Source organism: Vreelandella aquamarina, assembly GCF_020075495.1.
In the GTDB taxonomy this organism is placed as follows: Bacteria; Pseudomonadota; Gammaproteobacteria; order Pseudomonadales; family Halomonadaceae; genus Vreelandella; species Vreelandella aquamarina_A.
Genome location: NZ_JABYQT010000001.1, coordinates 417,709 through 431,587 on the forward strand (window position 1 = coordinate 417,709; position 13,879 = coordinate 431,587).

General features: G+C 56.9%; 9 protein-coding genes and 2 tRNA genes. 10 read left to right on the plus strand and 1 reads right to left on the minus strand.

The window, feature by feature from the left end; all coding sequences use genetic code 11:
- Positions 1-78: 78 nt before the first annotated feature.
- The 3 genes from gltX to HW452_RS01940 all read left to right on the plus strand — a co-directional run bounded on the left by gltX (position 79) and on the right by HW452_RS01940 (position 1,882).
- Positions 79-1,557 carry a glutamate--tRNA ligase gene (gene gltX / locus HW452_RS01930; RefSeq protein ID WP_224104418.1) on the plus strand — a complete coding sequence of 493 codons (1,479 nt, stop codon included), beginning with the start codon at positions 79-81 and terminating at the stop codon, positions 1,555-1,557.
- Between the two features lie 116 nt (positions 1,558-1,673).
- A tRNA-Ala gene (locus tag HW452_RS01935) sits at positions 1,674-1,749 on the plus strand.
- A 57-nt stretch (positions 1,750-1,806) separates the two neighbouring features.
- Positions 1,807-1,882 (plus strand) — tRNA-Glu (locus tag HW452_RS01940).
- A 574-nt stretch (positions 1,883-2,456) separates the two neighbouring features.
- Here the strand turns inward: HW452_RS01940 and gltA are convergent.
- Positions 2,457-3,743 carry a citrate synthase gene (gltA, locus tag HW452_RS01945; protein ID WP_224104419.1) on the minus strand — a complete coding sequence of 429 codons (1,287 nt, stop codon included), beginning with the start codon at positions 3,741-3,743 and terminating at the stop codon, positions 2,457-2,459.
- Between the two features lie 500 nt (positions 3,744-4,243).
- Here gltA and sdhC point away from each other — a divergent pair, with 500 nt between their 5' ends.
- The 7 genes from sdhC to lpdA all read left to right on the plus strand — a co-directional run bounded on the left by sdhC (position 4,244) and on the right by lpdA (position 13,831).
- A complete protein-coding gene (gene sdhC / locus HW452_RS01950; RefSeq protein WP_224104420.1) occupies positions 4,244-4,621 on the plus strand; it encodes a succinate dehydrogenase, cytochrome b556 subunit in 378 nt (125 codons plus the stop codon).
- Positions 4,615-4,962, plus strand: a complete 348-nt coding sequence (gene sdhD, locus HW452_RS01955) for a succinate dehydrogenase, hydrophobic membrane anchor protein (protein ID WP_106373469.1) — start codon at positions 4,615-4,617, stop codon at positions 4,960-4,962. The genes sdhC and sdhD overlap by 7 nt, the downstream gene beginning before the upstream one ends.
- A gap of 3 nt (positions 4,963-4,965) precedes the next feature.
- Complete coding sequence (sdhA, locus tag HW452_RS01960; protein WP_224104421.1) at positions 4,966-6,738, plus strand: succinate dehydrogenase flavoprotein subunit; 1,773 nt, start codon at positions 4,966-4,968, stop codon at positions 6,736-6,738.
- Positions 6,739-6,765: 27 nt separating this feature from the next.
- The gene (locus tag HW452_RS01965) at positions 6,766-7,476 is read left to right on the plus strand and encodes a succinate dehydrogenase iron-sulfur subunit (protein WP_224104422.1); all 711 of its coding nucleotides are present in this window, start codon (positions 6,766-6,768) and stop codon (positions 7,474-7,476) included.
- A 338-nt stretch (positions 7,477-7,814) separates the two neighbouring features.
- Positions 7,815-10,649, plus strand: a complete 2,835-nt coding sequence (locus HW452_RS01970; RefSeq protein ID WP_224104423.1) for a 2-oxoglutarate dehydrogenase E1 component — start codon at positions 7,815-7,817, stop codon at positions 10,647-10,649.
- 38 nt (positions 10,650-10,687) lie between these two features.
- Positions 10,688-12,268: a 2-oxoglutarate dehydrogenase complex dihydrolipoyllysine-residue succinyltransferase gene (gene odhB / locus HW452_RS01975; protein WP_224104424.1), complete on the plus strand. Its 1,581-nt coding sequence runs from the start codon at positions 10,688-10,690 to the stop codon at positions 12,266-12,268.
- Between the two features lie 126 nt (positions 12,269-12,394).
- Entirely contained in the window at positions 12,395-13,831 is a 1,437-nt protein-coding gene (gene lpdA / locus HW452_RS01980; RefSeq protein WP_224104425.1) for a dihydrolipoyl dehydrogenase, read from the plus strand.
- The last annotated feature ends 48 nt before the right edge of the window (positions 13,832-13,879 follow it).

Genomic DNA, 13,879 nt, shown 5'->3' on the forward strand with positions numbered 1-13,879 from the left:
TCGTTCCCTTCGTCACGCTGTTGGTTGTGCGAAGGGCAGGTATAATATCGCTACGCTTTCTTGCCATAAGGATGTTTCATGACCGTTCGTACTCGCATCGCCCCTTCTCCTACCGGTGACCCCCACGTTGGTACGGCTTATATTGCGCTGTTCAACCTGTGCTTTGCGCGCCAGCACGGTGGGCAGTTCATTCTGCGTATCGAAGATACCGACCGTGTTCGCTCAACGGCTGAATCCGAGCAGATGATCCTGGATTCACTGCGTTGGCTGGGGCTCGAGTGGGATGAGGGCCCTGACGTAGGCGGTCCCCACGGCCCTTATCGCCAGAGCGAGCGTGGGGATATTTATGCCCAGTATGCACAACAATTGCTGGATGCTGGCCATGCCTTCAAGTGTTACCGCACGGCTGAAGAGCTTGACGAACTGCGGGAATCACGCAAGCAAGCGGGCCTGCAGCTGGCATTTAAACCGGCCGACCTTAAGCTCGATGAAGCAGAGGTGGCACGGCGTGAGCAGGAGAACTGGCCTTACGTGGTGCGCATGAACGTACCCAGCGAAGGCGTTTGCGTCGTGAAAGATATGCTGCGCGGCACCATTGAGGTCGAGTGGGCTCAAATCGATGCCCAGGTGCTGCTCAAGTCCGATGGCATGCCTACCTACCATCTGGCAAACGTGGTGGATGACCACCTGATGGGCATTACTCACGTATTGCGCGGTGAGGAGTGGATCAACTCGGCACCCAAGCATCAGCTGCTGTACAACTACTTTGGCTGGGAAATGCCCGAGCTGTGCCACATGCCACTCTTGCGCAACCCCGACAAGTCCAAGCTCTCAAAGCGCAAGAACCCGACCTCGATCAATTACTATCGCCGCATGGGCTTTTTGCCTCAGGCGGTGACCAACTATCTGGGTCGCATGGGCTGGTCAATGCCCGATGAGCGAGAAAAATTCAGTCTCGCCGACATGATGGCCGAATTCGACATTCAGCGGGTGTCGCTGGGCGGACCGGTGTTCGATCTCGAGAAGCTGACCTGGTTGAACGGCGTCTACATTCGTGAAGACCTGGACGACGAGGCGCTGCTCAATGCGCTGCGCGAATGGGCATTCAATGATGCCTACGTGAAGCAGATACTTCCTCAGGTACGTCCGCGGGTCGAAACGCTTTCTCAGGTAATGCCATTGGCGGGGCACTTCTTTTCAGGATTGCCTGCGCTCGGCGAAAGCGATTTTGAAAGCGTGAAACTCGAAAAGGAAGAGCTTGTGAAACTGCTGCAGTTCCTGGTGTGGCGCTTTGAAACCGTACCCGCCTGGCACAAGGAGGCGCTGCTTGAAGAGGTAAAAGCGCTGGCGGCGCATTTCGATCTCAAGATGAAGGCGTTTCTGTCGCCCGTGTTCATCGCTATTACCGGAAGTACCTCGAGTACGTCGGTCATGGACGCCATGGCCATCCTGGGATCAGACGTGACGCGTGCGCGTCTGCGCAGTGCCATTGATGTGCTGGGTGGTGTATCCAAGAAGCAGCTCAAGCGTTTCGAGAAAGAGTACCGCGATCTCTAGGCTTTTGGTTCACGATCAAGGAAAGCGCCATTTCTGTAGAAATTACACATTTGGCGTTTTCCATGTTGACGAGGGCGAGCGTAATCAGTACTATACGCTCCGTCTTCAGGACATGTGGGGCCTTAGCTCAGCTGGGAGAGCGCAACACTGGCAGTGTTGAGGTCAGCGGTTCGATCCCGCTAGGCTCCACCAAAATATTGTGAACACCATCCACTGGTGGTCGCAATATACTTGTTTTAGTGTTGATACGTCCCATTCGTCTAGTGGTCCAGGACACCGCCCTTTCACGGCGGTAACAGGGGTTCGAACCCCCTATGGGACGCCACTCCCTCTTGTATCTCCTTCTATCGTTCAGTTCAGTAATGAGTTTATTCATTTGCTGTGCTCTTGCTTGCCTGTGCCTCCCGAAAATTGGTTCCGTTTATCCATTTTTGGCATATTTCTACTTGACTTGTCCACGTTAGCTGATCATTTCCCTTGGGTTGTGCACAACTCCTTGTTCCTCTCGCAAAAAATATTCGATTAAGCTTAAGTTCATTAAAAACAATGACTTAAAAGCGGTTAAAAAATGATCAATTTAAGGCTAGGTCACTGTTCATGGCGATTACGGGACGTTTTGTAGTGGTTATAAACAAGCTTATCCACAGATAGTGTGGAAAACCTTTTTTGGGGCCACCGCGCAAAAATGTCAAGTGGTATTGGCCGTATTTGCCCAGCTTGTTGGTGTGCTTTCGTCTACTGCGGGAAGGAGGAATCACGGCAAATGCTCGCAAGAGGTGGGAGCGACAGGCAGGCGGAGATCTAGAGCCGAGAGCAAGGCTGAGAGGTGAAGTTGCCTGGCATGTGTCAGAAACACGAAGGCCACCCGTAGGTGGCCTTCGTGACAAGCGCTTGAGTGTTTACTTCTTCGGGTAGTCGCGCTGGTCGTGACCAGTATAAAGCTGACGCGGACGGCCGATCTTGTAGCTTTCGCTGAGCATTTCGTTCCAGTGGGAAATCCAGCCAATCGTGCGTGATACGGCGAAGATGACCGTAAACATGTTGGTGGGGATGCCCATGGCCTTGAGAATGATGCCCGAATAGAAGTCGACGTTCGGGTAAAGCTTGCGCTCGATGAAGTATTCGTCTTCCAGCGCGATCTGTTCAAGACGCTTGGCAATCTTGAGCTGCGGATCGTCGGCCAGGCCCAGTTCGGCCAGCACTTCATCGCAGGTCTCTTTCATTACCTTGGCGCGCGGGTCAAAGTTGCGGTAGACACGGTGGCCAAAGCCCATCAGCTTGAACGGGTCTTCCTTGTCCTTGGCTTTATCGACGAAACGCTGGATGTTCTCTTCGGTGTCTTCGCCGATTTCATCGAGCATGGCAAGTACGGCTTCGTTGGCGCCGCCGTGTGCCGGGCCCCATAGCGCGGCAATGCCAGCACTGATGCACGCAAACGGATTGGCCCCCGTCGAGCCTGCCAGGCGTACGGTAGAGGTGGACGCATTCTGCTCATGGTCGGCATGCAGCATGAAGATGCGATCCATCGCTTTCGCGTAGACCGGGTTGATCTTGTACTCTTCGCACGGATTGCTGAACATCATGTAGAGGAAGTTCTCTGCATAGCTCAGGTCGTTGCGCGGATAGTTGAACGGCTGGCCGATGTTGTACTTGTACGACATGGCTGCAATCGTCGGCATCTTCGCGATCAGGCGAATGGCACTTACCGTGCGGTCTTCTTCCTTGGTGATATCCATGTGGTCATGGTAGAACGCCGCAAGGCCCCCTACGACACCGCACAGAATGGACATCGGGTGTGCGTCGCGACGGAACCCCTTGAAGAAGTTGTTGATCTGGTCGTGCACCATCGTATGGTTGCGAATGCGCGCCGCGAAGTCGGCATACTGCTCGTCGCTTGGCAGTTCGCCAAACAGCAGCGTATAGCACAGTTCTACAAAATTGGACTCTTTGGCCAGTTGATCAATGGGGTAGCCGCGGTGCAGCAATACGCCCTTGCCGCCATCAATATAGGTAATGGCAGATTGGCAAGAAGAGGTGGCCATGAAGCCGGGGTCATAGGTGAACAGGCCTTCGGCTCCCAGGCCGCGAACGTCGATAACGTCTGGCCCAAGCGTGCCGGAGTACATGGGTAGTTCGATCGTTTTATCAAGACCGTCTACCGTCAATGTTGCTTTCCTGTCAGCCATTCTGGCCTCCTTTCGGATTCGGGTTGGGACGTAAAGTCGTTGTTTCGCATACCGCGCCGGCGAAAAGGCTTGCCCACTATAGAAGCGTGCGACATTTTGTCAATTAGGCAAACCGCTAGGCGCAAGGCATGTAAACAAAGTTATGCAAAAATTATTATTTTGAATAATGCTTGTATATGGATAATGCTGATCATAGTAGCGAAGTGATCGAGGTTTGACGACTCCTTAACAGGCTTATCAAACGATCAGGTCTCTGTCACTATATCGATGCTGCATCGCAAAATCGACTCGGGTTGGCCGCTTTTTTTTGCACCATAGTCGAGTTAGGTCCGAGTTCGGTTTGTCAGCAGGGGCTAAGGTTCTTATAATCCACGGCGCGCGACCGGCAGGTAGGTGGTCGTGCTTGACTTGGCAAACGGCCGAGCCCCTTCCAGCAACCACTGCCCGCTCGGGCTATGCCCGACCTGTCGCAGAGCGGGCCAAGAGAGTGTGTATAAGCCGTGAATAGCAAACGACCCGTAAATCTAGATCTAACTACGATACACTTCCCACTTCCGGCGCTGACATCGATCACTCACCGTATCACCGGTGTGATCCTGTTTGTTGGCCTGATATTCGCTTTTTGGGCGCTGGGCAAGTCACTGTCATCTCCGGCAGGCTTTGATGAAGTCAGCAACGCACTGGCCAATAACCTATTGGCGAAGTTTGTTGCCTGGGGTCTGCTGTCTGCGCTGGCGTTCCACTTCGTGGCGGGCATCAAGCACCTGCTGATGGACGCCGATATCGGTGTGACCCTGGAAGGAAGCGTGCAAAAAGCGCAGATCACGGTTGTGGTCAGTGCGGTTCTGATTGTTCTGGCAGGAGTCTGGGTATGGTAACCAATATTACAAGTTTTGGCCGCAGCGGGCTGTCTGACTGGCTGATGCAGCGTGTGTCTGCCGTGGTGCTGGCCGTATATACGGTTTTCATGGTCGCCTACCTGCTATTCAACCCCGACCTTGACTACTACACCTGGAGCGGCCTTTTCAACCAGACGTGGATGCGGATCTTCTCGCTGCTGGCATTCATTTCCATTGCCGCCCACGCCTGGATTGGCCTGTGGACCGTAACTACCGATTATCTCAAGTCCACTCGCCTGCGCGTGGGTGCCCAGACGCTGATCATTCTGGCCATCTTCGTTTATCTGGTGTGGGGCATTCAAATTCTGTGGGGAGCTTGATACATGTCTAACCTACGTAGCCTGACGTTTGACGCCATCATCATCGGTGGCGGTGGCTCTGGCCTGCGCGCTGCTCTGGAACTGGCCAAGTCCGGCAAGAAGACAGCCGTTCTATCCAAAGTGTTCCCGACACGTTCCCACACCGTTTCTGCCCAGGGCGGCATTACCTGCGCGATCGCCTCTGCCGACCCGCAGGATGACTGGCGCTGGCACATGTACGATACCGTCAAGGGCGGGGACTACATCGCCGACCAGGATGCGGCCGAGTACATGTGCTCCGAAGGCCCCAAGGCCGTATTCGAACTCGAGCACATGGGCCTGCCGTTCTCTCGTTTCGATAACGGCCGCATCTACCAGCGTCCGTTTGGCGGCCAGTCGAAGAACTTTGGTGAGGGTGGCCAGGCGGCACGTACTTGTGCCGCGGCCGACCGCACCGGCCACGCGCTCCTGCACACTCTTTACCAGAACAACCTCAAGAACAACACGACCTTCTTGAACGAGTGGTACGCGGTTGATCTGGTGAAGAATGCCAATGGTGACGTGGTGGGCTGCATTGCCATGTGCATCGAGACCGGTGAAGTGGTGCACGTCAAGTCCAAGGCCACAGTGCTTGCGACAGGCGGTGCTGGCCGTATCTACGCTTCCACCACCAATGCCCTGATCAATACCGGTGACGGTATCGGCATGGCGCTGCGCGCCGGCTTCCCGATGCAGGACATGGAAATGTGGCAGTTCCACCCCACCGGTATCTACGGTGCGGGCACGCTGGTTACCGAAGGCTGCCGTGGCGAAGGTGGCTATCTGATCAACAAGGATGGCGAGCGCTTCATGGAGCGTTACGCGCCCAACGCGAAGGACCTGGCGGGTCGTGACGTGGTGGCGCGCTCCATGGTAATGGAGATCCTCGAAGGCCGTGGTTGTGGCGAGAAGGGCGATCACGTCTTCCTGAAGCTTGATCACCTGGGTGAAGAAGTACTGGGCAAGCGCCTGCCGGGTATCGTCGAGCTTTCCAAGACATTTGCGCACGTCGATCCTGCCAAGGACCCGATCCCGGTCGTGCCTACCTGCCACTACATGATGGGCGGTATTCCGACCAACGTTCACGGCCAGGCTATTCTCCAGGACGAAGACGGTAACGATCAGATCATCAACGGATTGTTTGCCTGTGGTGAAGCGGCGTGCGTGTCGGTACACGGTGCCAACCGTCTGGGCGGGAACTCCTTGCTGGATCTCGTTGTCTTTGGACGTGCCGCCGGTATGTTTATCGAAGGCGCACTGAACGAAGGTATCGAATACCTGGATGCCTCCGAATCCGACATCGAATCCGCCATGAAGCGCATTACCCGCTGGAACGAATCTGAAGGCGGCGAGAGCATTCCTGAGCTCAAGGCAGAGCTTCAAAGCATCATGCAGAACTCTTTCGGGGTATTCCGGGAAGAGAAGAACATGGTGGAGGGCGTTCAAAAACTGGCCGAGCTGCGTGGGCGTATCGCCAATGCCTACCTGCCTGACAAGTCCAATGCCTTCAACACGGCCCGTGTAGAAGCACTGGAGCTTGATAACCTGATGGAAGTGGCCGAAGCGACGGCAATTGCCGCCCTTGAGCGTAAAGAGAGCCGCGGTGCCCATTCGCGTTACGACTACCCAGACCGTGATGATGTCAACTGGCTGAAACACTCGCTCTACTTCCCGCTCACCAAGGAGCTGAAGCAGCGCGACGTCAACTTCAAGCCGAAAACCGTTGATACGTTCGAACCCAAGGTTCGTACCTACTAAACTCCGCATTGACGAGAGGGAGTTACAATGTCCAATCTTCAGGTATCCGTATACCGTTACAATCCGGAAACCGACTCCGCGCCTTACATGCAGGAGTTCCAAGTCGATACCAAGGGGCGCGATCTGATGGTGCTGGACGTTCTGCACCTGATGAAGGAGCAGGATAGCGGTCTGGCGTTCCGTCGCAGCTGCCGCGAGGGTGTATGCGGTTCCGATGGCATGAACATGAACGGCAAGAACGGCCTGGCCTGTATCACGCCGCTGTCAGACGTTGTGAAAAACAACAAGCTGACTCTGCGCCCGCTGCCCGGTCTGCCGGTCATCCGCGACATGGTCGTGGACATGGGTATCTTCTACAAGCAGTACGAGCGTATTCAGCCGTACCTGCAAAACGAGACCCCGGCGCCGGCCATCGAGCGTCTGCAGTCGCCGGAAGAGCGTGACAAGCTCGACGGTCTGTACGAGTGCATCCTGTGCGCCTGCTGCTCGACATCCTGCCCGTCGTTCTGGTGGAACCCCGACAAGTTCGTGGGGCCGGCCGGTCTGCTGCAGTCCTATCGCTTCCTGGCCGACTCCCGCGATACTGCTACTCGCGAGCGTTTGACTGATCTGGAAGACCCGTTTTCGGTGTTCCGCTGCCGCGGCATCATGAACTGTGTGGCGGTTTGCCCGAAAGGCCTGAACCCCACTCGTGCCATCGGCAAGATCCGTGAAATGCTGCTTGCAGACGCCACCTGATCGGCCTGCGGATAAATAAAATGCGTTTGTCACGCAACTTGTAGCATTTTGCTACTTAAATCGTGACGCTTCGCTTGTTATCATAGGGTTTGTCACGAGGTGCGGCGACGCGTCGCACCTCTGGCCAGTCAAGTTTAAAAGCCGGTGCTGTACGTACCGGCTTTTGAGCATGAACTGAGTAGTATATTGATAAGGCAGTAAATTCCAGTTAAGTAGGGCTTCCGGCCTCAGGCCGATGCCGCCGGCAAATGTCCCGCCCCGCCGGCAGGGCAATAGCGATGTCGCTGCGCCTTTGCAGCGATGCCGATACCACCCCATCAGTGCAGGGTGACCGAGAGATGCAACAAGGCATAATGGAGTTAATGTGGCGTTCCTCTCACGTTAGTGGTGGCAATGTCCACTACGTGGAAGCGCTTTATGAGCAGTACCTCGACGATCCTGATGCTGTCCCTGACGAATGGCGTAGCTATTTTGACCAGCTGCCACGTCCCGAGGGCAGTGCCTCCCACGATGTTCCGCTAAGCCCCATTCGTGATCAGTTCTACCAGCTGGGCCGAGAGAGTCGTCCCGGTCGCGCTGCGCCTGCAGCCGACAGCGGTGAGAACAAGAAGCAGGTGAAAGTCCTGCAGTTGATCAACGCGTATCGCTTCCGTGGTCATCAAAAGGCCGATATCGATCCGCTAGGACTGCGCAATCCCACCCCCGTCCCCGACCTCGACCTGTCGTTCCATCAGCTGACCAAGGCTGACCTTGACACCGAGTTCCAGACCGGTTCGTTTTTCCTGGGTATTGACAAGGCCCCGCTGCGCGACATCGTGGATGCGCTGGAGAAGACGTACTGTCGCTCCATCGGCTGCGAGTTCATGCACATCGTGGACACCGAAGAGAAGCGCTGGCTGCAGCGCCGCTTCGAGTCAGTACGCAGTGCGCCCAAGTTCAGCGACGATGTGCGCAAGCATGTGCTCGAGCGTCTGACCGCTGCCGAAGGCCTGGAAAACTATCTGGCGTCCAAGTACCCGGGGACCAAGCGTTTCGGTCTCGAGGGTGGTGAAGTCTTTGTACCGATGATGGACGAGTTGATCCAGCGTGCTGGCGGTTATGGCACGAAGGAAGTCGTTATCGGCATGGCTCACCGCGGTCGCCTCAATCTGCTGGTCAACATTCTGGGCAAGAACCCGGCGGATCTGATCGACGAGTTCGACGGCAAGAAGGTGATCGAGCGTGGCTCTGGCGATGTGAAGTATCACCAGGGCTTCAGCTCCAACGTCATGTCGCCTGGCGGTGAAGTACACCTGGCCATGTCGTTCAACCCCTCGCACCTCGAGATCGTGGCACCGGTGGTCGAAGGTTCCGTACGGGCGCGCCAAGATCGCCGTAACGATCCGGAAGGCGACAAGGTGCTGCCGATCAATGTGCATGGCGATGCCGCCTTTGCCGGCCAGGGTGTGGTCATGGAGACATTCCAGATGTCCCAGACCCGCGCCTACAAGACCGGCGGTACCGTGCACATCGTGATCAACAACCAGGTGGGGTTCACGACCTCCAACCCGCAGGATGCACGCTCGACCGAATACTGCACTGATATTGCCAAGATGGTTCAGGCGCCGATTTTCCACGTCAACGGTGACGACCCGGACGCGGTGCTGCATGCCACTCAGGTAGCGCTCGATTACCGTCAGCAGTTCAAGAAGGACGTGGTCATCGACCTCGTCTGCTATCGTCGTCGTGGTCATAACGAAGCGGATGAGCCGTCAGGCACTCAGCCGCTGATGTATGCCAAGATCAAGGACCACGCCTCCTCGCGTACGCTATACGCCAAGCGCCTGGTAGACGAAGGCGTGCTTTCCGAAGACGACGCCAAGGCGATGACCGAAACCTATCGTGACGATCTGGTAGCGGGCAACCATGTGGCCAATGCGCTGGTGCAAGAGCCCAATAAATCCCTGTTTGTGGATTGGGCGCCGTACCTTGGTCACGAGTGGTCAGGCGACGCCGACACGTCCTTCGACATGAAGCGCCTTCAGCAGCTGGCGGCCAAGATGTGCGAGATCCCGGACGGGGTCGACGTACAGCGTCAGGTGTCCAAGATCTACGAAGACCGCCGCAAGATGCAGGCCGGCGGCATGGCGATGAACTGGGGCTTTGCCGAGACCCTGGCCTATGCCACGCTGCTGGATCAGGGCCACCCTATCCGTATTACCGGCCAGGATGTGGGGCGCGGTACGTTCTCGCACCGCCACGCCGTGATACACAACCAGAAAGATGGCTCTACCTACGTGCCGCTGCAGAACATGGCCGATGGTCAGCCGCGCTTCACCATTCACGACTCCTTCCTGTCGGAGGAAGCCGTGTTGGCGTTCGAGTATGGCTACTCCACTACCGCGCCCAACGATCTGGTCATCTGGGAAGCCCAGTTTGGCGACTTCTTCAACGGCGCTCAGGTGGTGGTCGACCAGTTCATCTCCTCGGGTGAAAGCAAGTGGGGCCGCCTGTGTGGCCTGACCATGCTGCTGCCCCATGGCTATGAAGGCCAAGGGCCCGAGCACTCGTCCGCGCGTCTTGAGCGTTTCCTGCAAATGTGCGCCGAGCACAACATGCAGGTGTGTGTGCCGACCACGCCGGCGCAGATCTTCCATCTGCTGCGTCGTCAGGTCATCCGTCCGCTGCGCAAGCCGCTGATCGTCATGTCGCCCAAGTCGCTTCTGCGCCACAAGGAAGCAGTGTCGAGCCTTGACGATCTGGCGCATGGCAAGTTCCAGATGGTGCTGCCGGATCAGGCGGATCTCGCTGCCGAAAGCGTTACCCGCATTGTCCTGTGTTCGGGCAAGGTCTACTACGACCTGGCCGCCTGGCGTGCCGAGAACGAGCGCAGCGATACGGCGATCATCCGTCTTGAGCAGCTCTACCCGTTCCCGAAAGACGAGCTTCTGGACGTGCTCAAGGCCTATACCAATGTGGAAGACATTGTCTGGTGTCAGGAAGAGCCCTTGAATCAGGGCGCCTGGTATTCAAGCCAGCACCACATGCGTACAGTGGCCGATATGCTCAAGGATGGCCTGGGACGCGAGTTGAAATTTGCCGGACGTCCTGCCTCTGCCGCACCGGCGGCGGGCTACATGTCCGTTCACACTGAACAGCAGCGCCAGCTGGTGGAAGACGCTTTCAATCTGTAAAGCGCCCGCCGGATTTAGAGAACATATAAGGAAACGACATGGCTACTGATATCAAAGCGCCAACCTTTCCGGAATCCGTTGCCGAAGGTACCGTGGCAGCGTGGCACAAAAAGCCGGGTGATAGCGTCGAGCGCGACGAGCTGATCGTCGAGATCGAGACTGACAAGGTGGTGCTGGAGGTCGTTGCACCGGAAGCGGGTACCCTGACTGACGTGATGGCCGAAGAGGGCGATACCGTCGAGTCCGAACAGGTACTCGGCAAGATCGGCGAGGGCAGCGCTTCAGGCGACAGCGGCAAGAAGGAAGAGAAATCTTCCGACGACGCCGCGCAGTCCGAGAAGACCTCTGACGACAAGCAAGACGCCAAGCAGGAAGAGAAAAAGCCCAGCAGCGGCGGCAAGCAGCACGACGTCAAGGCGCCGAGCTTCCCTGAGTCCATCCAGGAAGGCACGGTCGCGACCTGGCACAAGAAGGTCGGTGAAGCGGTCAAGCGCGATGACGTGCTTGCCGATATCGAGACCGACAAGGTCGTACTTGAGGTGGTCGCACCGGCTGACGGCGCACTGGCCGAAATCAAGGCCGAAGAGGGCAGTCAGGTAGAGTCCGAAGCGATTCTGGCGACCTTTACTGAAGGCGGCGGCAGCGATTATGCCAGTGCCACGGATAACAAGCCGGAAGCGTCCGCCGACAACGGCGAAAGCGACGAGAAGATGGGCGACAAGATCGTGGCCCCGGCCGCGCGCAAGCTGATCGCCGAGCACGACCTGGACGTTGCCAGGATCGAAGGCACCGGCAAGGGCGGTCGCGTGCTGAAGGAAGACGTTCAGAAAGCCGTGAAGGATGGCTCTGCCAAGAAAGCCGCGAAGTCCTCTTCTGCAGCACCGGCCAAGGCCGCGGCGGCACCGGCTGCTGAAGGCGAGCGCGCCGAGAAGCGCGTGCCGATGACGCGTCTGCGTCAGACCATTGCCAAGCGCCTGGTTCAGGCCCAGCAGACGGCGGCCATGCTGACCACGTACAACGAAGTGGACATGACCGAGATCATGGCCCTGCGTGCGCAGTACAAGGATACTTTCCAGAAGGCTCACGACGTCAAGCTCGGCTTCATGGGCTTCTTCGTGAAGGCAGCTTCTGAAGCGCTCAAGCGCTTCCCGGATGTCAATGCCTCGATCGACGGCACCGACATCGTCTATCACGGTTATCAGGATATCGGTGTTGCAGTCTCTACCGACCGTGGTCTGGTCGTACCGGTACTGCGTGATACCGACAGCATGAAGATTGCCGACGTCGAGCGCACTATCGTCGATTTCGGCAAGCGTGGCCGTGATGGCAAGCTGGGCATGGATGACATGATCGGCGGTACCTTTACCATCACCAACGGCGGTACGTTCGGTTCGCTGATGTCCACGCCGATCATCAATCCGCCGCAGACCGCCATTCTGGGTATGCACAAGATTCAGGATCGCCCGATGGCGATCGACGGCAAGGTCGAGATTCGCCCCATGATGTATCTGGCGCTCTCTTACGACCACCGCATGATTGATGGTAAAGACGCCGTTCGCTTCCTGGTAACGATCAAAGAGTTGCTGGAAGACCCGGCACGCCTGCTGCTGGACGTCTAAGGTACATAGGTAACGTATCTTCGCGTATTGATATTGCCATGCGCGTCACCATAGTTATGCAGTCGTACACAGCTCTTCTCCCGATGTCCTGTCGTGGGAGAAGAGCACCAAGCTAAAGGAGCCAACATGGCTGACAAGTTTGATGTGATCGTTATCGGCGCCGGCCCTGGCGGTTACGTTGCTGCCATCCGCGCAGCACAGATGGGTCTGAAAACGGCCTGTGTCGAAAAGTGGGTCAACAAGGAAGGCAAGACCGTTCATGGCGGTACGTGCCTGAACGTCGGCTGTATTCCTTCCAAGGCGCTGCTTGAAACGTCACATAAGTTTGTTGAAGCACGCGATCACTTTGCCGAAGTCGGTATCGAGATCGAAGAGCCGAAGGCTAACATCGCCAAGATGCTCGAGTTCAAGAACTCGGTCATCAACAAGAACGTGGGCGGCATCAGCGCACTGTTCAAGGCCAATGGCGTCACTGCGCTGGAAGGCAAAGGTAAAGTCACTTCGTCCACCGAAGTCGAAGTCACTGACCATGATGGCAATGCCACTACGTACACCGCTGACAACATCGTCATCGCAGCAGGCTCCGTGCCGGTCGAGATCCCGCCGACACCGTTGACCGATGACCTGATCGTGACCTCTACCGGTGCACTGGAATTCACGGAAGTGCCCAAGCGCCTTGGCGTGATCGGCGCCGGTGTCATCGGCCTCGAGCTGGGCAGCGTATGGAACCGTCTGGGTTCAGACGTCACCGTACTGGAAGCCATGGACAGTTTCCTGCCGATGGTCGATGGTGCCATTGCCAAGGAAACCCAGAAGCTGCTCAAGAAGCAGGGTCTGGACATCAAGCTGGGCGCACGCGTTACCGGTTCCGACGTCAAGGACAACGAAGTTGTCGTCAAGTACACCGATGCTGACGGCGAACAGGAAATGACCTTCGACAAGCTGATCGTATGCGTTGGTCGCCGTCCTTACACCCAGGGCGTGATTGCCGATGGCGTTGGCGTCGAGCTCGACGAGCGCGGCTTCATCTTCGTCGATGACCAGTGCCGTACCAACGTGCCTAACGTCTATGCGATCGGTGACTGTGTCCGTGGCCCGATGCTGGCCCATAAAGCGTCCGAAGAGGGCGTGATGGTCGCTGACATCATTGCCGGCCACAAGGCCGAAATGAACTACGACGCTATTCCGAGCGTTATCTATACCTCGCCGGAAGTGGCCTGGGTAGGCATGACCGAGCAGGATGCCAAGGCGAAAGGCATCGAAGTCAAGACCGGTTCCTTCCCGTTCTCGGCCAATGGCCGTGCGCTTGCCAACAATGCGCCTGAAGGTATGGCCAAGATCATTGCCGATGCCGAAACGGACCGCATTCTGGGTATGCACATCGTCAGCCAGCACGCCGGTGAACTGATTGCCCAGGGCGTTATTGCCATGGAATTCGGTTCCAGCGCTGAAGACCTGGCCTTGACCTGCTACGCCCACCCGAGCACGTCAGAAGCCATCCACGAAGCCGCACTGGCGGTGGAAGGCCACGCCATTCACATGGCCAATCGTAAAAAGCGTTAAACAGTTCAGCGGTAACCACCAGGCGCCACCATAAGGTGGCGCATCGCT